Here is a 25605-nt window from a genome sequence, read left to right on the forward strand (position 1 = left end):
CGCATCAAAACAATGAGATGAAAAAAGCTGCCTGGGTTTCCCAAGGCAGCCTCTGTTGAAAATCAGCCTGTCCGGCGCATCGCACCGGCCGACCGGCGCCGCGTGCTTTCATCGTCGAAGAGCGAGGCAAGCTGCTCGGTCATCGCACCGGCCAACTCGTCAGCATCGACGATGGTGACGGCGCGGCGGTAGTAGCGCGTCACATCGTGGCCGATGCCAATCGCCAAGAGTTCGACCGGCGAGCGTGTCTCGATCTGTTCGATGACAGCGCGCAGGTGCCGCTCCAGATAGTTGCCGGGGTTTACCGACAGGGTCGAATCATCGACCGGCGCACCATCGGAGATCATCATCAGGATACGACGCTGCTCGGGGCGACCGAGCAGGCGATTGTGCGCCCAGATCAGCGCCTCGCCGTCGATGTTTTCCTTGAGCAGGCCCTCACGCATCATCAGGCCGAGATTGCGCCGGGCACGGCGCCACGGAGCGTCGGCCGACTTGTAAATGATGTGGCGCAGGTCGTTGAGGCGGCCGGGTGCCTGCGGCTTGCCGCTTGCCAGCCATTTTTCACGCGCCTGCCCACCCTTCCAGGCCTTGGTGGTAAAGCCGAGGATCTCGACCTTGACGCCGCAGCGCTCCAGCGTGCGCGCCAGGATATCGGCGCAGGTGGCGGCAACGGTGATCGGACGCCCACGCATGGAGCCGGAATTGTCGATCAGCAGCGTCACCACCGTATCGCGGAAATTGGTATCCTTTTCCCGCTTGAAGGAGAGCGGCTGCATCGGGTCGATGATCATGCGCGTCAACCGCGCCGAATCGAGGTAACCCTCTTCGAGGTCGAATTCCCACGAGCGGTTCTGCTGCGCCATCAGGCGGCGCTGCAGCCGGTTGGCGAGACGACCGACGGCGCCCTGCAAATGGGCAAGCTGCTTGTCCAGGAAGGCGCGAAGGCGATCGAGCTCCGCTTCGTCGCAAAGCTCTTCGGACGAGGTTGTCTCGTCAAACTCCTCGGTGAAGATTGCGTAGTCGACCTTCTCGTTGAAGTCGTCGAAGGGCGTTGCCGGGCGTTTGACTTCGCCGGGGGTCTCGCTGTCGTCCTCTCCATCATCGGACATTTCGTCCTCGGAGATTTCGGCACCGTCCATCTCGCCTTCTTCCATCTGCTCTTCGGCAGACTGGTTTTCCTCGGCGGGGGCGGCTTCGTCGCCGGCATCCTCATCGGAGCTGTTTTCGTCCTGCTCCTGGCTGCGCGGCTGGTCTTCGTCCGTCTGGGTGTCCTGATCGTCCGGCTCGATGTCATCGTCGCCGTATTTTTCCGCCACATCCATCGCGGTCAGCATGTCGCGAACGACGCGGCTGAAAGCCTGCTGGTCGTTGACAACAGCAGAGAGGTTCGTGAAATCGCCGGCAGTCTTTTCCTCGATGAAATCGCGCCAGAGATCGACGACCTTGCCGGCGTTCGACGGGGCGCGGCGGCCGGTCAGCTTTTCGCGCACGAGAAGCGCCAGTGCCTCGGCAAGCGGCGCATCGGCCTGACGGTCGATCGCGGCAAAGTTCGATTTCGAATATTTCTCCTCGAGCATCGAGGAGAGATTTTCGGCAACACCTTCCATGCGGATCGCGCCGATTGCCTCGACACGAGCCTGCTCGACTGCGTCAAAGATGACACGGGCATCCGCACCCTGCGGTGACATGGTCGCGTGAATGCGATTGTCATGGCAGGCCTTGCGCAGCGCCATAGCGTCGCCAAGTCCGCGGGTGACCGCAAGTTCGTGGCGCGTCGGGCGCTTGGAGATTTCCGGCAGGCGGATGCGCTCGCCGGCAAGGCCGGGGCGCTCGTTGGCAAACACCACCTCGACCTCGGCATCGCCCGCGATGGCGCGGACGCAGCCGGTCAGGGCCCGGCGGAACGGTTCGACATCGACAGTTCCGGTCGGCCTGGCTTTTGAATTGTCGCCCCGCCCCGCCATGGATCAGGCCGTGGCTTCGAGCACGATGTTGGCGGCACTTTCCTTCAGCTCGACACCAAAGGCGCGCTGATAGTGCTCGGCCACGAGCGCACGCTCGAGTTCGTCGCACTTGTTGAGGAAGGTGACACGGAACGCAAAGGCGATATCACCGAAGATATAGGCGTTTTCGGCCCAGGTGATCACCGTACGCGGGCTCATGACGGTCGACAGATCGCCGTTGATGAAGGAGGCGCGGGTGAGATCCGCCACGCGCACCATCTTCGACACCGTGTCGCGGCCGCGGGCCTGCGTGAAGCCCTTGACCTTGGCGGCAACGATATCGACTTCGTTGTCATGCGGCAGGTAGTTCAGCGTGGTGACGATCGACCAGCGGTCCATCTGCGCCTGGTTGATCTGCTGCGTGCCGTGATAGAGGCCGGTCGTATCGCCGAGGCCGACGGTATTTGCGGTTGCAAACAGGCGGAATGCCGGGTGAGGACGGATGACGCGGCTCTGGTCGAGCAACGTCAGGCGGCCGGATGATTCGAGCACGCGCTGGATGACGAACATCACGTCCGGCCGGCCGGCATCATATTCGTCGAAAACGAGAGCGACATTGTGCTGGTAGGCCCAGGGCAGGATGCCGTCCTTGAACTCGGTGACCTGCATGCCGTCCTTGACGACGATCGCATCCTTGCCGACGAGATCGATACGGCTGACATGGCTGTCGAGGTTGACGCGCACGCAGGGCCAATTCAGGCGCGCTGCGACCTGTTCGATATGGGTGGACTTGCCGGTGCCGTGATAGCCGGAGACCATGACGCGGCGGTTGTGGGCAAAGCCCGCGAGAATGGCGAGCGTGGTTTCGCGATCGAAGAGATAATCCGGGTCCGCATCCGGCACGTAGGCATCGGCCTTGGAATAGGCCGGCACGCGCAGGTCGCTATCGATGCCGAAGGCTTCCCGGACGGAAACGGTCGTATCGGGAAGATTGGAAATATCGAGGTCTACCTTGCTCATCATGTCTCCAGCACGGAAACATCAGGGCGTTCCCGTATATCGTCTTCAAAATGTCGCGACTGTATTAGAACGGGTTCCTAGCAGAAGCCAGCCTGTTTTAACAATTGGTAAGCCTGGATAACCGCGCGAAAACGCTCTTCGGAACCCCTGTCTCCGCCATTTGCGTCAGGGTGATGCTTTTTCACCAGCTCCTTGTAGGCCGCCTTGATCTCGGCGGCCGTCGCATTCGCATGGACGCTGAGGGTCTCGAACGCCTTTGCCTCCAGTGTCTTCAGCTTGCGCTGGCGCGGCTCCTGCTTGGGCGCGCGGGCACGCGCCTGCTCTACGAAGCCGAAGGGGTCACGCATGCGGGCCTGTGCACCGGCGGATCCGGAGCGCATCTGCGACTGGGTCGGCGCGTTCTTGGCATTCTTGTTGACGCCGACGGTCCAGGTCGGGCGATGGCCGGTGAGCGCCTCCTTCTGGTAGCGGGCGATCTCGTTGTCGGAGAGGCCGGAGAAGTAATTGTAGCCCTTGTTGTATTCCTTCACATGCTCGAAGCAGAACATGAAGAACTCGTTTTCGGCATTGCGGCCGACCGGCGCGCGATGCACGCCGTTTTCCTCGCAGCCGTCCCACTGACAGACAGGCGCCATAGGCTCCGGCTTCTGGGCTGCGCGGCGGCGACTGGTGCGTATCCCGTCGAAATATTTTGAATCGAGTTTCATGGCGCTAATTATGGGGTGTAGCTGGGATCACAACAAGAATTGACAAATGGGAATGTTGCAGGCTCTTTGCGACTATTTTGCACCGCGCAGGCATCCCGCCGGAGCGCAACGCGCAACCCTGCGGTAAAGCCAGAAGAACGGGGCCAAAACATGTCACTTCAGCAGTCTATCGAAACAAAACTGACCGAAGCTTTCGCTCCGGAACGATTGATCGTTTTGAATGAGAGCCACCTGCATGCGGGACATCAGGAAAGTTTTGACGGAAGCGGCGAAACCCATATGCGGGTCAGGATCGTTGCGAGCGTTTTTTCGGGCATGAGCCGGGTGGCCCGGCACCGGGCGATCAATGAACTGTTGAAGGCGGAACTGGATGCCGGGCTGCATGCGTTGGCGGTGGAGCCTGCGGCACCGGGTGAAGCGACGCGGTGGTGAAGTTTTTCTTGCCGTTTTTTTGAGTTTTTGGCGTTTATCCCCCTCTGAACCCGCCCAAAATCATTCCCCCGGAGGCACATCCTCCGCAGGCCTAATCCGCAATCGCGTAATCCGGTTCTTCACCCGTTTCATGACGATGAAGCGCTTGCCGTAGAAGGTGAAGGCCTGGCGTTCTTCCGGGATGCTGCGTGATTCGTGTATGACGAGGCCCGCGACGGTGGTGGCTTCCTCGTCAGGAAGCGACCAGTCGAGTGCGCGGTTCAAGTCACGGATCGGCACGCTGCCATCAACGACGATCGAACCATCAGCTTCCGTGCGCACGCCCTGGATGGCGATGTCATGCTCGTCGGCGATATCACCGACGATCTCTTCCAGAATATCCTCCAGCGTCACCAGTCCCTGCATCTCGCCGTATTCGTCGACGACGATGGCGAAATGGACCTTGCGGCGCAGGAAGGCGTTGAGCTGGTCCTTGAGATTTGTCGTATCGGGCACGAACCATGGCTTCTGCGCAATGCGGACGATATCGACGGTTTCAGGCGTAACGTCCGGTTCTGCGAGTGCCCGCAGGAGATCCTTGGCATGCAGAACGCCGATAATATTATCAGCCGTGCCGCGCCAGACGGGCATGCGTGTGTAGGAGCTATCAAGAACCGACCGCACCAACACTTCCGGCGCCTCGTCGGCGTTCAGCGCACGCATCAGCGTGCGGTGGATCATGATGTCGGAGACTTCGAGTTCGCCGAGATCGAGCACGCCACCCAGCCGGTCGCGATCGGCCTTTACGAAAGAGCCTTCACGATGGAGGAAATCGACGGCGCCGCGCAGTTCTTCATGTGCGGTCAACATGGAAATCTCCCGCGAAAGACTGACGCCGAACAGGCCCAGGATGCGGCGTACGATACCGTTGACCAGGCTGGACACGGGACCAATGATCAGCACGACAAGCCTGACTGGCCGCGCAACCGCCAGGGCGAAGCGATCGGGCGCAGAAATGGCCCAGCTCTTCGGCAGCACTTCGGCGAAAACCACGAGAATTATAGTCATGCCGAGAGTTGCATACGCCACGCCTCTAGCCCCGAACATCTGGAGCAAGACGCTGGTCGCGATCGAGGACGACAGAATGTTGGCGAGGTTATTTCCGATCAGAAGCGCCCCGATCAACCGGTCCCGACGCTGAATCAGTTGGGTCACAATGCCGGCGCGCTCGTCGCCATTGACTTCAAGGGTATGGATACGGGCGCGAGAAGCGGCGGTCAGCGCCGTCTCGGAGCCGGAAAAAAACGCCGACAGCCCGATCATGAGCACGATGATGGCGATGCTCACCCCATTATCTGCCAGAAATCCAGCGAACGCGTCGAGCATCATGCCGGGTGTTTCTCCTTCAGGAACGAGAGCACTTCGGAGGCCGGAACGTCATCGGCGACGAAAGCCTCGCCAAGGCCGCGTGTGAGGATGAAGGTGAGCTTGCCGCCCTTGACCTTCTTGTCCTGGGCGATCGCATCCATCAGCACTTCAGCAGGCGGCAGGGTGCCGGGGATTTCATCCATCGACGTCGGAAGGCCGACGGTCTTCAGATGGCTCTCGACACGTTTTGCCACGTCCGGGCTTGCAAGGTTCATGCGCGACGAGAACTGGTGGGCAAGCACCATGCCGATCGACACGCCTTCGCCATGCACAAGCCGTGTACCGTCATAGGCGGTTGCGGCTTCCAGCGCATGGCCGAAGGTGTGGCCGAGATTGAGCAGCGCGCGCTGGCCGTTTTCCCGCTCGTCGGCGGCGACGACATCGGCCTTGGCCTGGCAACTGATCGCGACAGCCTCGATGCGGGCATCGCCACCGGCAAAGACGGCCTGCCAGTTCTTTTCCAGCCATTCGAAGAAATCCGGCTTGTCGATCAGGCCATATTTGGCAACTTCCGCATAACCGGCGCGAAATTCACGCGGGCTTAGCGTATCGAGCACATCAGTATCGGCCAACACCAGATCCGGCTGGTGGAAGACGCCGATGAGGTTCTTGCCATGGGGCGAATTGATGCCGGTCTTGCCGCCGACGGAGGAATCGACCTGCGCGAGAAGCGATGTCGGGATCTGGATGAAGCGCGAACCGCGCCGGACAATACCAGCAGCAAAGCCGGTGAGATCGCCGATGACGCCACCGCCAAGCGCGATGACAGCATCATTGCGCTCTATGCGCGCGCCGAGGATCGTTTCGCAGACGGGGATCAGATGCTCGAAGCTCTTGGTCTTCTCGCCGGCCGGCAGGATTGCGCTGACCGCCTCGATACCGACGCTCGCCAAGCCATCCATAAGCGCGTCGAGATAAAGAGGGGCGACATTGTTGTCGGTAATCACGGCCATGCGACGGCCCTTGAGGCGCTTTGCAATCTCGGTCGCGGCTGAAGCGATGAGGCCCGGGCCGATCAGGATATCATAGGAACGATCGCCAAGTTCGACGCGAACGGTACGGGGGGATGCGGTCATGCAATCTACACTCACTTCTTTTCGAGTGAGGCAAGCGCGGTCAGCACTTCCTCGACCATGATTTCCTTCTTCACGTCGCGAGACACAACGGTGAGATCGGCCTGTGCATAAATGGGATAACGGACATTCATCAGGTTCTGGAGCGTCTGCTTTGGGTTTTCCGTTTTCAACAGCGGCCGCGTATCCCGCTTGTTGACCCGTTCCCACAATACGTCGAGATCGGCGTTCAGCCAGAGCGACAGGCTGTTCTTCTTGATGTGCCGACGGGAGCGCTCATTGACGTAGGCGCCACCGCCGGTGGAGACGACGCGCGGCCCGGAATTCAGCAGGCGCTTGATCACCCGTGCCTCCAGTGCACGGAACTCCTCCTCACCATAAGCTGCAAAAAGCTCTGATATGGTCATGCGCGAGACACGCTCGATCTCGTGGTCGGAATCGACGAAGGGAATGCCAAGAACCTGCGCCGTCATCCGGCCGATGGCCGACTTGCCAGCGCCCATCAGACCGACGAAAACCAGGTTGCGCCTGCCGAGAGCGGCCTTTGCCTTGACCAACAGCGCCTCTGAAACCGGTTCGATCACGTCGTTCATAAAGTCACACTTCCCCGTTCCGCTCCGGTATCGACAAAACGACGGAAAGCGTCAAGGGATTGGGCTGTGAGAAAGGTGGCCCCAAGCGCCTTCTTCTTGCACTTCCAAACCTGCATGATCATATAGACCGCGTACCTAAAGCGCGTCGCGATCCTCCAGATGCGCTTTAGGTCTTTGTTTTTGCGCATGCCGTTATCGCAAAACCGCTGCACACTTTTGCGCGACATGCTTCAGGAGTTGAAAATGCCCAGCCTGTTCCGCTTCCTGTTCATTTGCGCGGTCATTGCGGGCGTCATCTATGGAACCATGCTGGCCCTCGTGACCTTCGTAAACCCCGTGGAACGGGACGTGACCATCCGCATTCCCTCCGAACGGATCAACAAGCCCCAATGAGCGATTTTTCAGGCCTTCACGTCGAATCCTTCCTGGAAATGATGAGCGCCGAACGCGGCGCGGCAAACAACACGCTCGTCTCCTACGAGCGCGATCTTGAGGACGCCTGCTCGTTCCTCAAGACGCGCGGCGTCAAGGCGATCGAGGCGGGCTCCGAGGACCTGCGCGCCTATCTCGCCCACCTCTCGCAGCAGGGCTTCATGGCCTCCTCCCAGGCGCGGAGGCTTTCGGCGCTCCGGCAATTCTACAAGTTTCTCTATGCCGAAGGCTTGCGGCGCGACGACCCGACGGGCGTGCTTGATGCGCCGAAGAAGGGCCGCTCGCTGCCCAAGACGCTCAGCGTCGATGACGTTACCAAGCTGATCGAACGCGCGGAACTCGAAGCGAAAGAAGCGGGGCCGGCAGCGCTCGCAAAGCTGCGCATGCATGCACTGATCGAGCTGCTCTACGCCACCGGCATGCGCGTGAGCGAACTCGTCTCGCTGCCGGCAAGCGTGCTTTCACAAAACGGCCGCTTCCTTGTCGTCAAAGGCAAGGGCAACAAGGAACGTCTCGTGCCGCTTTCCCGCTCCGCGATCAGCGCGGTCGAGACCTACGGCAAGGCACTCACAACGGAGACGGCCGCAAACGAGAAGGCTGAAGACAGCCCCTGGCTGTTCCCCTCCTCCGGCAAGGCGGGCTACCTACCCCGGCAGGTTTTCGCGCGCGACCTCAAGGATCTGGCTGCGCGTGCCGGGATAAGAGTGGCGACGATCTCGCCGCATGTGCTGCGTCATGCCTTTGCAAGTCATCTTCTTGCCAATGGAGCCGACCTGCGCGCCGTGCAGGAACTCCTGGGCCATTCGGACATTTCAACAACACAAATCTATACGCATGTGCTGGAAGAGCGGCTTCACCAGCTCGTCCAGAACCATCACCCCCTTGCCAAACAGGCGAAAAAACGGGATTAGGACCGCCAGAACCCTTGGATCGCGCCCAGCGCGCCCATTGGCGCAAAACGATCGGAAACGTATCTCATGCACAACTACCTCGATTTCGAAAAACCCATCTCGGATCTCGAAGGCAAGATTCACGAGCTGAAGAAGCTGGCCGGCGAAGACGAGAGCATCGACACGAGCGATGAAGTTGGCCGTCTTGAAGTGCGTGCGCGCGAGGCGATGGTCGATATCTATTCCAAGCTCAACCCGTGGCAGAAGACCCAGGTCGCGCGACATCCGCAGCGTCCGCACTTCGTCGATTATGCCGCCGGTCTCTTCACCGAATTCACGCCGCTCGCCGGTGACCGCAAGTTCTCCAACGACGAAGCCATCCAGGCGGGCCTCGCCCGCTTCCGCGGCACGCCCGTCGCCGTGATCGGCCAGGAGAAGGGCAACGACACCAAGTCGCGCATCAAGCACAATTTCGGCAGCGCCCGGCCAGAGGGCTACCGCAAGGCGATCCGCGTCATGGAAATGGCCGATCGTTTCGGCCTGCCGCTCGTGACCCTCATCGATACGGCCGGCGCCTATCCGGGCATCGGTGCTGAAGAGCGTGGCCAGGCGGAAGCCATCGCCCGCTCCACCGAGATGTGTCTCAACGTGAAGGTGCCGATCATCTCCGTCGTCATCGGCGAAGGCGGCTCCGGCGGCGCGATCGCGATCGCGACCGGCAACCGCGTTTACATGCTCGAGCATTCGATCTACAGCGTCATCTCGCCGGAAGGTGCAGCCTCTATCCTGTGGCGCGATTCCACCCGCGCCCGCGAAGCGGCGACCAACATGAAGATCACGGCCGAGGACCTGAAGTCGCTCGGCATTATCGACGGCATCATTTCAGAGCCTGTCGGTGGCGCCCATCGCGATCCGGATGCGGTGATCGAGCGGACCGGCACTGTCATCGCCGACGCGCTGAAGGAAATGTCCGGTCGCAACGGCGAACAACTGCGCTCGGACCGTCGCCAGAAGTACCTGAATATCGGCCGCCATCTCTAATCAGGATGGGGTTCCGTAGATGCAGGCTGGCAACGCTGCCAGCCTAACTGTGGGAAATACGGCAATAAGGTGAGTTAAAGCCAAATCTTGGCCATAATCATAGGGTCAGGGAATGGTAGGCACGGGGCGGGCCTGCAAGGTTAATAATTTGTGAAGTATAAGGACGTATTGATTCCGGTGCTCCGTCTCGGGGAATCAGTAGATTTGACTGCAATTCATAATGGGCTCTTGCCAATGCGTCTGAGAAATCTCGTTATCATAGCTGCCGTCGCTGCCCTGCTTGCAGGCTGCACGAACGAGACGCTCGATGCATTTGATCAGGCCGACGTCGATATCAAGAGCGTCAAGAACAAGACAACATACGAGCTTTCCGGCAAAATCGTCGCCAATATGCGGGCGGCAAATATGCCGAAGAACTCTCCGGTCATGATCCGCATCTTCAAGGAAGAGGGCGCTCTCGAAATCTGGAAGGCGACCGCCGACAACCGTTTCGCGAAACTGCGTGAGTACAAGATCTGCGCCTGGTCCGGCAAGCTCGGCCCCAAGGTCAAGGAAGGCGACCGCCAGGCGCCGGAAGGCTTCTATCCCCTTGGCCCCGGCCAGATGAACCCGAATTCCAGCTATTATCTCGCCATCAACACCGGTTTCCCCAATCGCTACGACCAGGCGAATGGCCGCCATGGCACCGACCTGATGATCCATGGCGCCTGCTCGTCTTCCGGCTGCTATTCGATGACCGACGAGCAGATGCAGGAAATCTTCGCGCTCGCACGCGACGCCTACAAGGGCGGCCAGCAGACGATCCAGCTTCAGGCCCTGCCCTTCCGCATGACCGCGGAAAACATGGCCCGCCACAAGAACAGCCCGAACATCGAATTCTGGAACATGCTGAAGGTCGGCTACGACCAGTTCGAGATCACCAAGCGGCCGCCGGAAGTCAACATCTGCGAAAAGAAATACGTCTTCAACCAGCAGACTGACGGCAAGTTCAATCCAGCCAGCCAATGCCCGGCTATGTCGACGCCATCAACGATGCAGGTGGCGCTGGCGAGCTACAACAAGAAATACGACCAAGACTACACCAAGGCCCTGAAAAAATACGATGGCATGGTGTGGTACGAGCCGAGTGAAGCCGAACGCAAGGCCATTGTCGCCAAGCAGCGCGTCGGCAAGGAACTCGCCTATGCGCCGACCGGCACGTCGCTCGACGCCGGCAAGCTGATGAAGGCCGAGGAACTCGAAAAGCTCGAAGCAAAGCGCGCCGAACTCGCGGAAGCCAAGAAGGCGATCGAGATCCAGACGGCCGAGCTTGAAAAGAGCACCCGCGGCGGCAAGAACGTGCCGGTTCCGGTCGAAAACCCGATGCCGCGGCCAATCGAGCAGGCGTCTGCCGAAACGACGACGGCCAAGAAGAGCTTCTGGAGCCTGTTTGGCGCCAGGGACGTAGCGGAACCGCAACCAGCCCCCGCCTCGACATTGGTTGAAGGTGGACCGGATGCGGCTCAGCAGCCAGCCCAGCAGACCGCCTCCGTCCCCGCACAGCCTGAGAAGGCCGTGCAAACGTCGGCGACAGAAGCAAAGCCTGCCGCCGCAGCAGCGGCTGCCCCGCAGGCCGCACAGGCTGGCGACATAGCGGCAACCGATCAGGCTGTCATCGGACAGCCGGAAGAAGCCCCCAAGAAAAAGCCGTTCTGGAAGTTCTGGGGCAAGTGATGCCCGATACGGATGCCGTGGTTTATGACCTCAAGGGGCTGAAATGCCCCCTGCCGGTCCTGAAAACCCGCAAGCGCATGCGCACGCTCACCCCCGGCGCACTGATCGCGATCGAAACCACTGATCCGCTGGCGGTCATTGACGTCCCGCACTTCTGCAACGAGGACGGCCACACGCTGGAGCAGACAGATGCCGTGACCGGCGGCCACCGCTTCCTCATCCGCAAGAAGGCGTAGCGAGCCCGGACAGTTACATCTTCAAACCGGGAACCGCGAGCGGATTGTCTTCCAGCGCCTGACGATCAGCCCGGTCGATGGAGGGGCGGCCGGTGAAGGCATTGAAGAGATCACGCACAAAAGCCTCTTCCAAACCCTTGGTGATGATCACCATGCGGGTGCGCCGGTCATTCGGATCGGGCCAGGCGGCCAGCCGCTGCGGCGGATGGAAGACACTCTGGACACCGTGGAGGATCAGCGGTCGCTCCGGCCGGTCGGACATCGCAACGACGGCCTTCATGCGCAGGAGCTTTTCACCATGCGCCGAGCGCAGCAGATCAATGAACATGTCCAGCGCCATCGGATCGATCGGCCGGTCATGGACGATGCTGAAGGAACGGATATCCGAACCGTGACGGTTCTCGTCATGATGGTGGTGATGATCGTGTCCATCATGATCGTGGCCGCAATGATCGTGGCCAGCATGATCGTGGCGGGCTTCGTCCTGCAGCCAGCGGCCGACATCGGCAATCTTCGTCGTGGGATCATAGAGGCCGCAGTTGAAAAGCTCGGCCTTGCCGGCGAAGGGCGTGTCGCCGTCAATCAACTGGGCGCGGGGATTGAGCGCCAATAAGCGTGCCTTCAGGGCTTCAATGGCTTCAGCCGAGGCGAGCGTGGCTTTCGACAGCACCAGCCGGTCCGCCATCGCCACCTGCTTGGCGGCCTCTTCGTGATTGTCGAGCGTCGAGACGCCATTGACCGCATCGACGACGGTCACAACGCCGTCCAACTGGTAGCTCTGCGCCAGGATGGGATTGCCGATGACCGATTGCAACACCGGCGCCGGATCGGCAAGGCCGGTTGTTTCGATGACGACGCGCTTCAGCGGCCGGATGCGGCCCGTCTGCATGCGGTCCATCAGATCCGCGAGCGTATCAACGAGCTCGCCACGGACGGTACAGCAGACGCAGCCATCGGCAAGCTCGATGATACCATCGCTGGAGGCTTCGACCAGCAGATGATCGAGCGAGACATCGCCGAACTCATTGATGATGACGGCCGTATCGGAAAGATCCGGATCCTTCAGCAGCCGGTTGAGCAGCGTTGTTTTGCCGGCACCGAGAAAACCGGTCAGGATCGATACCGGCACCGCGTTCGAAGATGCAGTCATGAAATGTCCGATCGGATAAGGCGACGCCCGAAGCTGCTTTTAGAAAGTCGGCCGCGGAACCGGGATCGGCACGTTGGCTGCATCCCCCTGCCCGCCGGCCACCTGGCCCTTGGTGTCAGTGGAGCCGCTGCCCGGCAGCAGTTCGGCCGAAACCAGCCGCAGGGGCCGGTCGATCTGGTGGATGAAGGGCGACAACAGCTTCTGGCGACCCGCCTCGTCGCGACCTTCGCTGCGAACCTTGGCGGCATGGGCCGAGCAGATTTCCTTGCTGACATCCGCAACCGTATCGCGGGTCTCGCCATAAGGCGCAATCTCGCCGAGGCCCGGCTTGCTGGCGCTGCTTTCGGTGAGCGCCATCTGCAACAGGCGTGCGGATTCATCGGCACGGCCACCGAGGCTGTCGGCACCCAGCACCACCGAGACGACGCTGCGGCCATTGCGGGTCGCGGATGAAACCTGGTTGAAGCCGGAAGCGCAGATGAAGCCGGTCTTCATACCATCGGCACCGTCAAAGCGGCCGATCAGCATGTTGTAGTTGGGAACCTTTTTCTTGCCGGTCTGGAAACCTTCATAGGCGAAGTAAGGCGCATATTGCGGGAACTCGCGCTTGATGGTGATGGCGAGAACCGCGAGATCGCGCGCCGTCGTGTATTGTCCCGGCGCCGGGAGGCCGTTCGGATTGACGAAATGCGACGACGTCATGCCGATGCGGCGCGCTTCCGCGTTCATCATATCCACGAAGGCTGGCTCTGAACCAGCGACCGTCTCGCCGATAGCAACCGCGACGTCGTTGGCGGATTTGATCAGCATCATCTTGAAGGCGCTGTCGAGCGTCATTGCCTGACCGGGCTTAAGGTACATCTTGCTCGCAGGCTCGGCGGCGGCGTTCTTGCTCATGACCACCGGGCTCTCGATCGTGAGGCGCCCGGCCTTAATGGCGCGGAAGGCCGTATAGGCCGTCATCAGCTTGGTCAGCGACGCCGGATACCAGCGCTGGAAGATATCTTCCTGCTCGTAGACCTTGAGCGAGCTGACATCGACAACCAGCCGCGGGTTGGCCGCTGCCGGCAGCATGCTCGACATGAGCGTTGCGCAGCTCGCCGCCAGAATGGCAAACCTTCTGCCCCAGCCGCCCATACGATTTACCTTGTTCACCACAATAGAACCTCGAAAAATCGGGAATTGCCTCGTGTCGTCCCGCTATTTAACCTATATGGCAAGGTGATGGCAAAGACCTTTCTTTCAGTGTCCAAGCCATTTCCATGCCCCGCAAAGGACCGACAGGAAAGAACAATGCCCATTCTCAACCGCGCCGCCGAACTCCAGAACGAAGTCACCGAATGGCGACGCCACCTGCACACGAAGCCGGAACTCCTGTTTGCGGTGGAAAATACGGCAGCCTTCGTCGAAAAGAAACTGAAGGAATTCGGCGTTGACGAAATCGTGACCGGTCTCGGCCGCACCGGTGTCGTCGGGCTGATCCGCGGCAATCTCGGCGAAGGCCGCACCATCGGCCTGCGCGCCGACATGGATGCCCTGCCGATGACCGAGACAAGTGGCAAGCCCTGGGCATCGACCACGCCGGGCAAGATGCATGCCTGCGGCCATGACGGCCACACCGCCATGCTTCTGGGTGCCGCGAAGTATCTTTCGGAAACGCGCAACTTCAGGGGCGCTGTTGCTGTCATCTTCCAGCCGGCAGAAGAAGGCGGCGGCGGCGGCAACGAGATGGTCAAGGACGGCATGATGGAGCGCTTCTCGATTGTGGAAGTCTACGGCATGCACAACATGCCGGGCATGCCGGTTGGCGAGTTCGGCAGCCGCGTCGGCCCGATCATGGCGTCGACCGACGAATTCATCGTCACCATAGACGGCCGCGGTGGTCATGCCGCGCAGCCTCACAAGACGATCGATCCCATCGTCATCGGCGCGCAGATCGTCAACGCGCTGCAGACGATCGCGTCCCGCACCGCCGATCCGCTGGCCTCGGTCGTCGTCTCCGTCACCAAATTCAATGCGGGTTTTGCCCACAACATCATTCCGGAGCAGGCCGTGCTGGCCGGCACCGTGCGCACCCTGATGCCGGACATGCGCGACATCGCTGAAAAACGCATCCAGCAGATCGCCGAAAACCTCTGCGCGGCCTACGGCGCCAAGGCAACCGTCCGCTATATGCGCAATTATCCGGTGACGGTGAACCACGCCGCAGAAACAGCGTATGCGCTTGAGGCTGCACGGTCGATCGCCGGTGAAAATCAGGTTTCCGATGGGCTCGACCCGATGATGGGCGGCGAGGATTTTTCCTACATGCTGCAGGCGAGACCCGGCGCTTTCGTCTTCATCGGCAATGGAGATACGGCAGGCCTGCACAATCCCGGCTACGACTTCAACGACGAAGCAATCCCCCACGGTATTTCGTACTGGGTGAAGCTCGCCGAAAGCCGGCTTGCCGCCTGACATGTCGATACACGACGTCGATAAAATCGATCGAAAGATCCTCAACATCCTGCAGGGCGACGGCCGGATCACCAACCTGGAGCTGGCCGAGCGCATCGGCCTGTCTCCTACCGCGACCAGCGAACGGCTGCGCCGGCTCTTGAAGGACGGATATGTCTCCGGCTTCGGTGCCCGGCTCGATCCCCACAAGCTGGGTTTCGGCCTGCTGGTCTTCATCGAGGTCATGCTCGACAAGACCACCCCGGAGGTTTTCGATAATTTTGCGGACGCCGTCCGCAAGGCGCCGGCCGTGCTGGAGTGTCATATGGTGGCGGGGGGGTTCGACTATCTCGTCAAGACGCGCTTCGAGGACATGAACGCCTATCGCAACTTCCTCGGCCAGGTGCTGTGGACACTGCCGGGAGTGAAGGAAACGCGGACCTACGCGGTCATGGAAGAGATCAAGAACGACGGGCCGTTGCAGTTGTTGTGACAGGCTTCTCTTCTCCCCGCGGAGGAAAAAAGAGAAACATGCTGCACGACCAACAATAAAAACCCTCCCGTTTCCGGGAGGGCTCGTAACAGGCTTATGGCCTGAAACCGCAGGAACTCGTTGACGCTACAGCGTCGCCATATCGATCACGAAGCGATAGCGCACGTCGCTCTTGATGACGCGCTCATAGGCCTCGTTGACCTGATCCATGCGGATCATTTCGATTTCCGAGACAATGCCGTGCTCGCCGCAGAAATCCAGCATTTCCTGAGTTTCCTTGATCGAACCGATCATCGAACCGGAAATGCTGCGGCGTGCAGGAACCAGCGAGAACGCATGGACCGGTACCGGCTTTTCCGGAATACCCAGAAGAACCAGCGTGCCATCGACCTTCAGAAGGCTGGCATAGGCGTTCCAGTCGAGCTCGGCCGAAACCGTGCACAGGATCAGGTCGAAGGCACCTGCGAGTGTCTTGAAGGTCTCCGCATCGCTGGTGGCGTAGTAATGATCCGCACCCAGCTTCAGGCCGTCTTCCTTCTTCGACAACGACTGGCTGAGAACCGTCACGTCGGCACCCATCGCATGGGCAAGCTTGACGCCCATGTGGCCGAGGCCGCCCATGCCGACAACTGCGACCTTCTTGCCGGGGCCAGCATTCCAGTGACGCAGCGGCGAATAGAGCGTGATACCGGCACAGAGCAGCGGCGCGGAAGCTGCGAAATCGAGGTTCTCAGGGATGGAAAGCACGTAGCCTTCCTTGACCACGACGCTATCGGAATAGCCGCCATAGGTCGGCGTCGTGCCATCGGCTTCGAAGCTGTTGTAGGTGCCGACGAGGCCGGGCAGATATTGCTCGATATCGAGGTCGCGCGAGGCGCAGGCCGTGCAGGAATCGACGAAGCAGCCGACGCCGACGCGGTCACCGACCTTGAACTTCGTCACACCCGAGCCGACCTCGGTGACAACACCGGCAATCTCGTGGCCGGGAACCATCGGGAAGCTCGAATTGCCCCATTCGTTGCGGGCTTGATGGATGTCGGAATGGCAGATGCCGGAAAATTTGATGCTGATGACGACGTCGTCCGCATTGGGCGCACGTCGTTCGAAAGTGAAAGGTTCAAGCGGCTTGGACGCATCGGTCGCCGCATATCCTCTTGCCAGGGCCATGGATTGCTCCTTAAATTTCCTGAGATGGGACTATGAAAGCTCGATTGGCTTCTCCCGCCGCCAATATGCATCGGAACGAAACCGGCCGTTAGAGCAATCCTGCAAAATTTTTGCACGATCCTGCAAAACGCCGGCCCACAGATTTGCAGGTGGATGCGCAACTCCTAAATTCGGAATACAAAAATCGTGGTCCACGCATCGGAGAGACACGTCATCATGAAGGAGGGCACGCTTTTGCGCCAGCAGGAACTTATCGACACCATCTCCTCCCTCGTCACCAGGGATGGAGAGCATATGACCCCGATCAGGGGATTGATGATCAATCGCCTCTCCACCATCGGCATGCCCGTCTGTTCCGCGTTCAAGGCAAGTTTCGGGCTGGTTGCGCAGGGGATGAAGGAAGTCGTGCTGGGTGATGAAACCTATCGCTACGGCGGCAGCGACTTCCTGCTGACGTCCCTCGACCTGCCGGTGACCAGCCGCGTGGTCGATGCCACGACGGACCAGCCCTATCTCAGCATCGGCTTCGAAATCGACTTTGGCAAGCTGGCAAGCCTTATCCAGACGCTTGGCCCCGCCTCCCCGAACGCGGAGGTCAGCGAGCGCGGCATGGTGGTTACCCAGGTTACGGAAGATCTCATCGATGCGGTGATCCGGCTGCTTCGCCTCCTGGATCGCCCAAATGACATCCCCGTCCTGGCGCCACTTATCGAACAGGAGATCCTCTTCCGGCTACTGTCGGGACCTCAAGGCGCGCGGTTGCGTCAGATGGCGATGGCCGACAGCCAGTCCCACCAGATCAGCAAGGCCTGCGCCTGGCTCAAGGAATACTACGCGCTTCCGCTTCGCATCGAGGAACTTGCAAACCGCGTCAGCATGAGCGTCTCGTCGCTTCACCACCACTTCAAGGCCGTTACCGCCATGAGCCCGATGCAGTACCAGAAGCGCCTGCGGCTGCAGGAAGCGCGCCGGTTGATGCTGGAGGAGATGCTGGATGCCGGCTCTGCCGGCCATCAGGTCGGTTACGACAGCCAGTCCCAGTTCAGCCGCGAATATGCCCGCCAGTACGGCGAACCGCCTTTGCGCGACGTCGGGCGAGCGCGACGTTCGCTGCTCGATCGTTTTACTGGCAACGGCGAACTCATGACCGAAGGCTGAACGGAGGCGAATATTCAACCATAAGGCGAGATAACTATTTCAGGAGCCTGAATAGGTAGCGGAAGCAGGTCTTTTTTTGGGCGCGTTTCGCTTTCATCCGCTGCATTGCTTTACAACCTGCCGCCTGTGGTCTCTCATCATCTGGCATCTTCGAAGCGAGGGCGTTGCTATGCTTTGCTGGGATCTGCAATCCAGATCGATCAAGAGAATTTACTACGACGGCGCCGAACGACTGCTGGGTATCGTCTCGGCACGGGGGCATCTGCGTGTCTTCGATTGCCCCGATCGTTTTCTCGTCGACAGGATGGTCCAGGCCGAGAAACCTGGCACATTCTTCGAACTGGTCATTGCACCGGAGGTGAAGCAGCTTTCGTCCCTGTCACTGCGGCGTATGCGGTTCAGCCGGAGAGTGAAACACTCCACTCCTTGAGGAGTGCCCGCGGCGGAGCTGTCTCCAAAGCGCCGCATGGAACATGTGAAAATTCTTGCTCCAAAGCGTGTCGCGCAAAACCGTGCGACATCCTCTAGAAACGCCGGATCACCCCAGTTTTCAAATTATCCAGTTCGAAGGTGCCCTGCGTCGTGCGCACCAGCAGCGTGACGTGCCCCTGCCCGTCAGCGAGCCGAAACACCTTCACACCCATGGCAGTCGCCGGGATGCCGGCATTGATAAGCCGCCGTCGTTTGGTCATCACGTAGTCGTCGCAATCACCGGCCGCGACATCGGCCTGCCAGACGTCCTGCTGCTCCATGCGCGGCACAATTTCCGCATTCACCTGATGTTGCACATAGGCGATCGCCGACAGGATCTGCGGGGTCAAGGACACCCGCTTCGGACCCTTCGCCGGGCATTCGACGATATGCTTCAGGCAGTAAAGGGAAAAGGCAACCGGCGGGAGCTTCGGGTTAGGTTTGTCATTTGTTGGAGAAGGGGGGGAATAGTGGAACTGCAGCGCTGCGATAAGCACTGCGGAAAACGCCACGGAAATCCAGAAGCTCTTGCCCACCTGCCGCCACCATAAAATTGCACGAGGCGGCGTTCAAGACCGCACCGGACCGAATTATTCTCCCCCTTCCGGCCGCCATTTCAACGACAACCATCTTTCTCCCAACATACTCAATGAAACTCTAAAAAAGTGGCAATGACGAGGCCCAGAACACCCGTCAGGAAACAATTGCGCACTTCATGCCGGGCGACGTTACCGCTTCGATGTCCACCGGCAGGCCGATTTAGCTGCCGAAACCCCGTCACAAGCCATCCTTGGGAAACCAGCGACAGTCGAAACACCGATCATGTGACAAATTTCCGCTTGAACCTGATACGCCGCCATGTTGATTGAAACCGCCAGATCGAGATATATCAGATAATGCAACAAACGTCAGAGCATTTCCATGTCGCAGCTGCCTACCAATGAGACCATTGCCGAGAGCACCTATCGGCGAATTCGCGCCGATATCATTTTCGGCCGGCTCGTTCCCGGACAAAAGCTGAGGCTGGAAAACGTAAGGGAATCCTACGACACCAGCATCAGTACATTGCGGGAAATTTTGAACCGGCTTTCTTCCGAAGGGCTAGTCGTTGCAGAGGGACAGAAGGGGTTCGAAGTCTCTCCGGTTTCCGTGTCCGACCTGAAGGAAACGGCAGCTCTGCGGCTTCTCCTGGAGACCCACGCCATCGAGCAATCGTTCATGAATGGGGATGTCGACTGGGAAGCTCCCCTGGTCTCCGCGCACTACAAGCTGGCGCGCATGGAGCAGGTCATGGCATCCGGCGATACCAGCAGGGCGGAGGACTGGAAGCGCTACGATTGGGAATTCCATCAAGCCCTGATATCTGCCTGTGGATCAAAATTGCTTAGGGAGACCCACTCCGTGATCTTCGATCGATACCTCAGATATCAGATGGTCGCCTTGTCCTATCGCGGCGATGTCGCAGCAAACGAGCACCAGCAGCTTCTGGACGCGGCGCTACGGCGGGACGCGGAGACGGCAAAGCGGGTGCTGGCGCTGCATATCCAGGGTGGGGTCGAACATGCGCTGGCAAGAGGGACGCTCAGATGACGATGGTTCGAATAGGCCCTCCCAGCTTGAATTTACATCATCTGCCACTGCCACTGGTTGGGATGGAGGGGAAAACATGCTGAAGCAGGTCCATGAGCCAGCGGAAACGGTAAGCGAGGTCGTATTCCGGCAGATCCGCCAGGACATAATCTCAGGGACATTGCCGCCGGGTACCAAAATCAAGCTTGAGCAGGCAAAGGAGCGCTACGGGGTCGGCATTTCATCCCTTCGTGAAATCCTCAGCCGCCTGACTGCGGAGAACCTTGTTGTCGCGGAAGGGCAGCGCGGTTTTGAGGTAAGCCCTGCCTCGCGGCGCGAGTTGCTTGAACTCGCCGACCTCCGGATTGTCCTTGAGACGCACGCGATCGGTCTTGCGTTCGCTGCAGGAAATCTTGAATGGGAAGGCCGCATCGTAGCGGCGCACCACAGGCTTGCTGCCGCCGAACGCAATCTGCTTGCAGGCGATGTTTCGCGAACCGTCGATTGGGTCCGATACGACTGGGAGTTCCATCAGGCGATCGTTTCGGCCTGCAACTCGTCAACACTTCTGGCGACGTTGTCGTCGGTTTTCGACCGATTTCTTCGCTACCATATGCTCGCGGAAAGCTTTCGCGGAAAACCGGTCGTGGAAGACCACAAGCTCCTGTTCGAACTTTCCATCCGGCGCGACGTTGCCGGGGCAACCGACGTTGTCAGGAGACACGTTCAAAGCGGTGTCGAGCACGTGCTCAAGAGCGGCCGGATTCTGTAAGGTTCAAAGCGCGTCTTTCGGTATCCCTTCAGGACGCATCTGCCTCTTCAGGGCAGCAATCCGGAAGATTGCATTCGGCGCGCCGTATCCGCGATAGCCGCGGCGTTCGACGATCTCGAAAAAGAACCCCTCCCCGTATGTTCCGCTGTAAAGCTGGAAATACTCGCCCTGCTCGTCGCGGTCATAAAGGATATTGTCCGCCTTCAACCGCTCGGTCAGCGCCGGATCGAGGCCGAAGCGCGCTTCGACGTCGTCGTAGTAGTTCGGCGAGATATGCAGCGGTTTGAACCCACAGCTTTGCAGGTCACGGGCGGTCTTGAAGATATCGTCGGTGAGAAACGCCAGATGCTGGATGCCCGATCCGAACTTCTCGGCAATGAAATGCCCCGCAAGTGTGCGCCGGTTCTCCGCTCCGTTCATAGTTATGCGCAGGGCTCCGGATTCATTTTCAACAACCTGGCTTCGAACCACCCCCGCGGGGTCGATGATATCGACCATCGGGGTTTTCCTCGTCTCGAAAATCGAAGTGTAGAACAGCAACCACGTCAGCATTTCGTCATAGGCAACGGTCTGGGCGACATGATCGATCCGCAGAAGGCCGGCTGACGGCCCCTCATTGCCGTCAACCACCGGTCGAAAGTCGATTTCCGAAAACCGGCCCAGGGTGCTCTTGTCATCGATCAGATAGACAACCCCGCCGCCGACACCGCGGATGGCCGGCAACTCAAGCTCACCCTCCGCAACTGGCTGGATGAAGGCCTCGGCGTCCAGAGCGAGAGCGCGGGCATAGGCTTTTGCCGCGTCGTCAACAACGAGTGCGATCGCGTATGCAAAGGTACCGTGGACGGCATAGGCGGCATTCGCAAAGCCTTCCTGGTCGACATTGACCAAAATCCGTATCTCACCCTGCTCGAAGAGAAAGACCTTTTTCGTGCGGTGGACAGCAGTCTTGCGGAACCCGAGAGCATGCAGCAATGCCGTCAGCTCGACAGCGCCCTCTTCGTCCGTCGCAAACTCCACGAAACCGACACCTTTGACAGGCGCCCTTTCCGGCATATCCGGTCCCGTCATCGTCCCGCTGCCGAGACTGCGGCGCACCTGATCGCCCAGGTAAATCAGCGAGCGATGACCATCGGCGGCGATGGCTCGCGACGAGCCGCCACGAAACTGATCATTGAAGATCTCCAGCGAGAGGTAGCCGTCGTATCCTGTCGCAGCCACCGCCTCGGTGAAAGCAGTCACGGGGAGATCACCTTCTCCGGGCATGTTTCGGAAGTGACGGCTCCAGTAGAGCAGGTCCATGTCGATCAAGGGAGCATCGGCAAGCTGCACGATGAAAATCTTCTCCTTGGGAATGGAGCGGATCGAATTGACGTCGATCTTGCGCGACAATGTGTGAAAGCTGTCGAGGATAAGGCCGATATTCGGATGGTCGGCGCGGCGCACGATTTCCCAGGCGTCCCGATGGTCGCTGATATGCCGTCCCCAGGCGAGAGCCTCGTAGCCCACTCTCAGACCGCGCTTGGCAGCGCGTTCACCGAGTTCATGAAAATCTGCCGCCGCGCGATCGATGCCACCGACGGATGCCGGCGAAACATTTGAGCAGACGAGGACGAGATCCGTCCCGAGCTCCTGCATGACATCAAACTTGCGCTCTGCACGGTCGAAGGTGCGGCTCCGAAGCGGCTCCTGCATGCCCTCGAAATCGCGGAATGGCTGAAACAGGGTGATCTCCAGGCCATGATCCCGGACGAGCTTTCCGACATCTGCGGGACTGCCATCGAATGCAAGAAAATCATTCTCGAAGATCTCGACGCCATCAAAGCCGGCCCGCGCGATTGCCTCGAGTTTCTCCGGGAGTTCCCCACTGATTGTTACTGTCGCAATCGAGGTCTTCATTTCATAACCCTCCCGGTCTTGCACGACGGAATTCATGACCTGCGGATCGAACGATCCGTCAGTCGAAAAATCGAGCGCTGTCATTATTACAAATCTATCCGGAAATTCAAATAGGCTGCTGTGTTATAAATTCTCATATGATTTTGAAAAACTCTGTTGATTTGATCGCCATTGTCTGGCAATTATGATCTCACAGTCAAAGGTGAGGGTGGCTGTCCGGTCAAGCGACCGCCAAAGGAGGAGGAATACTTATGTTCAAATCTATGCTGACACGCAGAAATGCGATGCTTGGAGCCGTAGCCTTGGTGACTGCCGTCACCCTGACAAAACCTGCGGCGGCTATCACGCCGGATGAAATCAAGGCACGCGGCAAGATCATCGTCGGAATTCAGGGTGACAATCCCCCATGGGGCTTCGTCACCAGCGGCGGCAAGCAGGATGGACTGGATGCCGATATGGCGGCACTGTTTGCCCAGGAACTGGGCGTGACCGTCGAGTTCGTGCCGCTTGAAGTCAACAACCGCATTCCTGCGCTGACGGCAGGCCGCGTCGACGTCCTGTTTGCCACGATGGCAATGCTGCCGGACCGTGCAAAGGCGGTTCAGTTCAGCAAGCCCTATGTTGCCAACGCGATTGTTCTGATCGGGCCGAAGTCCGCTGAAATCAAGACAAATGCCGACATGGAAAAGTTCAGTGTCGGCGTCGCAAAGGGTGCGGCCCAGGACACGCAGGTCACGAAGAATGCACCGGCGAACACGACCATCCGGCGCTATGACGGTGACGCTGCAAGCGTTCAGGCCCTTGTTTCCGGCCAGGTCGACACGCTGGGCGGCAACATCTTCTATATGGACCGCGTGGAAAAGGCTCGCCCGGGCGAGTTCGAGAACAAGCTCGAGTTCCAGAAGCTTTACAACGGCGCCTGCACACGTCTCGGCGAGACGGAAATAAACGCGGCTCTCAACACCTTCATCGACAAGATCAAGGCAAACGGCGAGCTCAAGAAAATCTACGACAAGTGGATGAAGGTGCCGGTACCGGAATTCCCGGAAACCCTTGAAGGCATCCCCTTCACCGCAAAATGACAACTCCATAGATTGAGCGTTCGATCAACAGGTGGGCATCCTGACGATGCCCACCGATGCCACTGCCATGTTCAGAGACCGGCTCAGATCCGCGTCCGGGGAACACGATCATGAACAAGACAATCTTTGTGCTCAACGGACCGAACCTCAATCTTCTTGGTCAGCGCGAGCCGACGATCTATGGTACAACCACTCTTGCAGACATTCGCGAGCGATGCGTCGCGAAGGCGAAGACATTAGGCTTCGAGATCGAGTTCCGGCAGACCAATTTCGAGGGCGAACTGGTTGAAAGCGTGCACCAGGCCCGCACCGACGCCTGCGGCATCATCATCAATCCGGCAGGCTATACCTTCACGTCGATCGCCCTCCTGGATGCGCTGAAGACATTCGATGCGCCGAAGATAGAGCTGCACATCTCCAACGTGCACGCGCGTGAAAGCATCTATCACAATTCGCTGATCTCGCGCATCGCCACCGCCATCATGATCGGCTTCGGGGCGGATGGGTATGAACTGGCTATCCAGGCTATGGCTGGAATGGTCAAGCGGGACTGAATTTCAGGAAGACAGTCCGGAAAGAGCGCCATGAACTATAAGTTGGATTTCACACCCGTGATCGATGGCATGCCGAGCCTTCTGCTCGGCTGTCTGGGTACTTTCCTGCTCGCCATTTGTGGAATGCTGCTCGCCACCGTGATTGGAATTGGCGGCGTTATCCTGCGGGATTCCCGTTTCAAGCCGGTGCGGTGGATGATCATCGGTTTCGTCGAACTGATCCGCAACACACCTTTCCTGGTCCAGATCTTCTTCATCTACTTCGCCCTCCCCTTCGCCGGTGTCAGGCTTGATCCGACGCCGACGGCGATTATCGCGCTCGGCATCAACGGGGGCGCCTATGCAATCGAGATCATCCGCGGCGGCGTCCAGTCAATTCCCAAAGGACAGATGGAGGCGGGCCTGGCGCTTGGACTGCACAAGGCGCAGGTCTTCAGGCTGATCATCCTCAAACCGGCACTGAGAGCGATCTATCCCTCCCTGACCAGCCAGTTTGTGCTGTTGACGCTCTCCACCAGCATCGCATCGGCGATCTCGGCCTATGAGCTCACATCGGTTTCGCAGCGCATTGAATCGGAAAGCTTTAGAAGCTTCGAGGTCTATTTCACGGTCACGGTTTTCTATTTCGTGATCTCCTGGCTGATGATGCGCATGTTTGCGCTCTTTTCAGCGCGCTACTTCAACTATCCCGTCAAGTAAGGAGGAGCGTCATGGGTCACGATGAATTCGTCTTTCTCCTGATCGGCCTGAAATGGACCGTTGTCCTGTCCGCTGTCGGCTTTGTCTGCGGCTGTATTGCCGGGCTTGGTGTCGCTCTTGCACGCGCCTCGGGCATTCCGCTGGTGGAGCGGATAACAGCGGGCTACATAGCCATATTCCAGGGGACGCCCCTCCTGATGCAGCTCTTCGTGGTCTACTACGGCCTCGCACTGCTGGGTTTCGTGCTCGATGCGTGGGTGGCCGTCGCAATCGGCCTGACGCTTCATGCCAGCGCCTATCTCGGCGAGATCTGGCGCGGGGCGATCGAAGCGGTGCCGCGCGGCCAGACCGAGGCTGCAAAGGCTCTCAGCATCAGATACGTTTCGCGCATGAGGGATGTCATCCTGCCGCAGGCGCTGCGCATCTCCCTGCCCGCAACAGTCGGCTTTCTCGTGCAGCTGATCAAGGGGACCTCGCTCGCATCCATTGTCGGCTTCACGGAGCTGACTCGGGCCGGCAACATCATCTCCAACCAGATATTCGAGCCCTTGACGGTCTTCGGGATCGTTGGAGCGCTGTATTTCCTGATGTGCCTGCCGTTGACCATTTTCGGCGCCCGTCTCGAACGCAGATTTGCCGCCGCAACGGCGCGCTGACCCGCGCCG

At 59.5% G+C, this 25605-nt stretch carries 27 protein-coding genes; 16 read left to right on the top strand and 11 right to left on the bottom strand.

Going from position 1 to position 25605, the window contains the following annotated elements; genetic code table 11:
- Positions 1 to 62 precede the first annotated feature (62 nt).
- From cobT to QO002_RS18780, 3 genes are all read right to left on the bottom strand, one after another.
- Positions 63 to 1967: a cobaltochelatase subunit CobT gene (gene cobT, locus QO002_RS18770; protein ID WP_307232417.1), complete on the bottom strand. Its 1905-nt coding sequence runs from the start codon at positions 1965 to 1967 to the stop codon at positions 63 to 65.
- A 3-nt stretch (positions 1968 to 1970) separates the two neighbouring features.
- Positions 1971 to 2966 carry a cobaltochelatase subunit CobS gene (cobS, locus tag QO002_RS18775; protein WP_307232419.1) on the bottom strand — a complete coding sequence of 332 codons (996 nt, stop codon included), beginning with the start codon at positions 2964 to 2966 and terminating at the stop codon, positions 1971 to 1973.
- Positions 2967 to 3043: 77 nt separating this feature from the next.
- Positions 3044 to 3682, bottom strand: coding sequence for a J domain-containing protein (locus QO002_RS18780; protein ID WP_307233515.1), 639 nt, complete (start codon positions 3680 to 3682; stop codon positions 3044 to 3046).
- 141 nt (positions 3683 to 3823) lie between these two features.
- Here QO002_RS18780 and QO002_RS18785 point away from each other — a divergent pair, with 141 nt between their 5' ends.
- Positions 3824 to 4105 (top strand): BolA family protein, encoded by a 282-nt coding sequence (locus tag QO002_RS18785; RefSeq protein WP_307232421.1) that lies wholly within the window; start codon positions 3824 to 3826, stop codon positions 4103 to 4105.
- A 60-nt stretch (positions 4106 to 4165) separates the two neighbouring features.
- Here QO002_RS18785 and QO002_RS18790 read toward each other — a convergent pair whose 3' ends face one another.
- The 3 genes from QO002_RS18790 to QO002_RS18800 are packed head-to-tail and all read right to left on the bottom strand — an operon-like array spanning position 4166 to position 7178.
- Positions 4166 to 5473: an HlyC/CorC family transporter gene (locus tag QO002_RS18790; protein WP_307232423.1), complete on the bottom strand. Its 1308-nt coding sequence runs from the start codon at positions 5471 to 5473 to the stop codon at positions 4166 to 4168.
- On the bottom strand, positions 5470 to 6588 hold the full coding sequence (gene aroB / locus QO002_RS18795) for a 3-dehydroquinate synthase (RefSeq protein ID WP_307232425.1): 1119 nt from the start codon (positions 6586 to 6588) through the stop codon (positions 5470 to 5472). The genes QO002_RS18790 and aroB overlap by 4 nt, the downstream gene beginning before the upstream one ends.
- Before the next feature lie 11 nt (positions 6589 to 6599).
- Complete coding sequence (locus tag QO002_RS18800) at positions 6600 to 7178, bottom strand: shikimate kinase (RefSeq protein ID WP_307232427.1); 579 nt, start codon at positions 7176 to 7178, stop codon at positions 6600 to 6602.
- Positions 7179 to 7421: 243 nt separating this feature from the next.
- On the opposite strand from QO002_RS18800, the gene QO002_RS18805 reads away from it, so the two are divergent.
- From QO002_RS18805 to QO002_RS18825, 5 genes are all read left to right on the top strand, one after another.
- Entirely contained in the window at positions 7422 to 7571 is a 150-nt protein-coding gene (locus QO002_RS18805) for a hypothetical protein (protein ID WP_307232429.1), read from the top strand.
- Positions 7568 to 8521 carry a site-specific tyrosine recombinase XerD gene (gene xerD / locus QO002_RS18810; RefSeq protein WP_307232431.1) on the top strand — a complete coding sequence of 318 codons (954 nt, stop codon included), beginning with the start codon at positions 7568 to 7570 and terminating at the stop codon, positions 8519 to 8521. Before QO002_RS18805 ends, xerD begins: the two co-directional genes overlap by 4 nt.
- Before the next feature lie 66 nt (positions 8522 to 8587).
- Positions 8588 to 9541 (top strand): acetyl-CoA carboxylase carboxyltransferase subunit alpha, encoded by a 954-nt coding sequence (locus QO002_RS18815; RefSeq protein ID WP_307232433.1) that lies wholly within the window; start codon positions 8588 to 8590, stop codon positions 9539 to 9541.
- Between the two features lie 234 nt (positions 9542 to 9775).
- Complete coding sequence (locus QO002_RS18820; RefSeq protein WP_307232436.1) at positions 9776 to 11254, top strand: L,D-transpeptidase family protein; 1479 nt, start codon at positions 9776 to 9778, stop codon at positions 11252 to 11254.
- Positions 11254 to 11490: a sulfurtransferase TusA family protein gene (locus QO002_RS18825; protein WP_307232438.1), complete on the top strand. Its 237-nt coding sequence runs from the start codon at positions 11254 to 11256 to the stop codon at positions 11488 to 11490. The genes QO002_RS18820 and QO002_RS18825 overlap by 1 nt, the downstream gene beginning before the upstream one ends.
- Before the next feature lie 13 nt (positions 11491 to 11503).
- On the opposite strand, the gene QO002_RS18830 is transcribed toward QO002_RS18825, so the two are convergent.
- Together QO002_RS18830 and QO002_RS18835 are read right to left on the bottom strand one after the other, a co-directional pair.
- The gene (locus tag QO002_RS18830) at positions 11504 to 12640 is read right to left on the bottom strand and encodes a CobW family GTP-binding protein (protein ID WP_307232441.1); all 1137 of its coding nucleotides are present in this window, start codon (positions 12638 to 12640) and stop codon (positions 11504 to 11506) included.
- A 39-nt stretch (positions 12641 to 12679) separates the two neighbouring features.
- Positions 12680 to 13750: a D-alanyl-D-alanine carboxypeptidase family protein gene (locus QO002_RS18835; RefSeq protein ID WP_307233518.1), complete on the bottom strand. Its 1071-nt coding sequence runs from the start codon at positions 13748 to 13750 to the stop codon at positions 12680 to 12682.
- A gap of 183 nt (positions 13751 to 13933) precedes the next feature.
- Here QO002_RS18835 and QO002_RS18840 point away from each other — a divergent pair, with 183 nt between their 5' ends.
- Both QO002_RS18840 and QO002_RS18845 read left to right on the top strand, forming a co-directional pair.
- Entirely contained in the window at positions 13934 to 15097 is a 1164-nt protein-coding gene (locus tag QO002_RS18840) for a M20 aminoacylase family protein (protein WP_307232443.1), read from the top strand.
- 7 nt (positions 15098 to 15104) lie between these two features.
- Entirely contained in the window at positions 15105 to 15569 is a 465-nt protein-coding gene (locus tag QO002_RS18845; RefSeq protein ID WP_307233520.1) for an Lrp/AsnC ligand binding domain-containing protein, read from the top strand.
- Between the two features lie 126 nt (positions 15570 to 15695).
- On the opposite strand, the gene QO002_RS18850 is transcribed toward QO002_RS18845, so the two are convergent.
- Positions 15696 to 16736, bottom strand: a complete 1041-nt coding sequence (locus QO002_RS18850; RefSeq protein ID WP_307232445.1) for an NAD(P)-dependent alcohol dehydrogenase — start codon at positions 16734 to 16736, stop codon at positions 15696 to 15698.
- Between the two features lie 216 nt (positions 16737 to 16952).
- Between QO002_RS18850 and QO002_RS18855 the strand changes: the two genes are divergently transcribed.
- Together QO002_RS18855 and QO002_RS18860 are read left to right on the top strand one after the other, a co-directional pair.
- Entirely contained in the window at positions 16953 to 17894 is a 942-nt protein-coding gene (locus QO002_RS18855) for an AraC family transcriptional regulator (RefSeq protein WP_307232449.1), read from the top strand.
- 169 nt (positions 17895 to 18063) lie between these two features.
- Positions 18064 to 18324 (top strand): hypothetical protein, encoded by a 261-nt coding sequence (locus QO002_RS18860; protein WP_307232451.1) that lies wholly within the window; start codon positions 18064 to 18066, stop codon positions 18322 to 18324.
- Between the two features lie 94 nt (positions 18325 to 18418).
- Here QO002_RS18860 and QO002_RS18865 read toward each other — a convergent pair whose 3' ends face one another.
- Positions 18419 to 18901, bottom strand: coding sequence for a transglutaminase-like cysteine peptidase (locus QO002_RS18865; RefSeq protein WP_307232453.1), 483 nt, complete (start codon positions 18899 to 18901; stop codon positions 18419 to 18421).
- Positions 18902 to 19286: 385 nt separating this feature from the next.
- Between QO002_RS18865 and QO002_RS18870 the strand changes: the two genes are divergently transcribed.
- Together QO002_RS18870 and QO002_RS18875 are read left to right on the top strand one after the other, a co-directional pair.
- Complete coding sequence (locus QO002_RS18870) at positions 19287 to 19955, top strand: GntR family transcriptional regulator (RefSeq protein WP_307232455.1); 669 nt, start codon at positions 19287 to 19289, stop codon at positions 19953 to 19955.
- Positions 19956 to 20031: 76 nt separating this feature from the next.
- Complete coding sequence (locus tag QO002_RS18875) at positions 20032 to 20706, top strand: GntR family transcriptional regulator (protein ID WP_307232457.1); 675 nt, start codon at positions 20032 to 20034, stop codon at positions 20704 to 20706.
- Positions 20707 to 20709: 3 nt separating this feature from the next.
- Here the strand turns inward: QO002_RS18875 and QO002_RS18880 are convergent, their stop codons facing one another.
- A complete protein-coding gene (locus QO002_RS18880; RefSeq protein WP_307233522.1) occupies positions 20710 to 22605 on the bottom strand; it encodes a bifunctional sugar phosphate isomerase/epimerase/4-hydroxyphenylpyruvate dioxygenase family protein in 1896 nt (631 codons plus the stop codon).
- 251 nt (positions 22606 to 22856) lie between these two features.
- Here QO002_RS18880 and QO002_RS18885 point away from each other — a divergent pair, with 251 nt between their 5' ends.
- The 4 genes from QO002_RS18885 to QO002_RS18900 all read left to right on the top strand — a co-directional run bounded on the left by QO002_RS18885 (position 22857) and on the right by QO002_RS18900 (position 25596).
- Positions 22857 to 23687, top strand: a complete 831-nt coding sequence (locus tag QO002_RS18885) for a transporter substrate-binding domain-containing protein (RefSeq protein ID WP_307232459.1) — start codon at positions 22857 to 22859, stop codon at positions 23685 to 23687.
- Between the two features lie 110 nt (positions 23688 to 23797).
- Positions 23798 to 24241 (top strand): type II 3-dehydroquinate dehydratase, encoded by a 444-nt coding sequence (aroQ, locus tag QO002_RS18890; RefSeq protein WP_307232461.1) that lies wholly within the window; start codon positions 23798 to 23800, stop codon positions 24239 to 24241.
- 30 nt (positions 24242 to 24271) lie between these two features.
- Entirely contained in the window at positions 24272 to 24940 is a 669-nt protein-coding gene (locus tag QO002_RS18895; protein ID WP_307232463.1) for an amino acid ABC transporter permease, read from the top strand.
- An 11-nt stretch (positions 24941 to 24951) separates the two neighbouring features.
- Positions 24952 to 25596, top strand: coding sequence for an amino acid ABC transporter permease (locus tag QO002_RS18900; protein ID WP_307232465.1), 645 nt, complete (start codon positions 24952 to 24954; stop codon positions 25594 to 25596).
- Positions 25597 to 25605: the final 9 nt, after the last annotated feature.

Source organism: Pararhizobium capsulatum DSM 1112, from assembly GCF_030814475.1.
Lineage (GTDB): Bacteria > Pseudomonadota > Alphaproteobacteria > Rhizobiales > Rhizobiaceae > Pararhizobium > Pararhizobium capsulatum.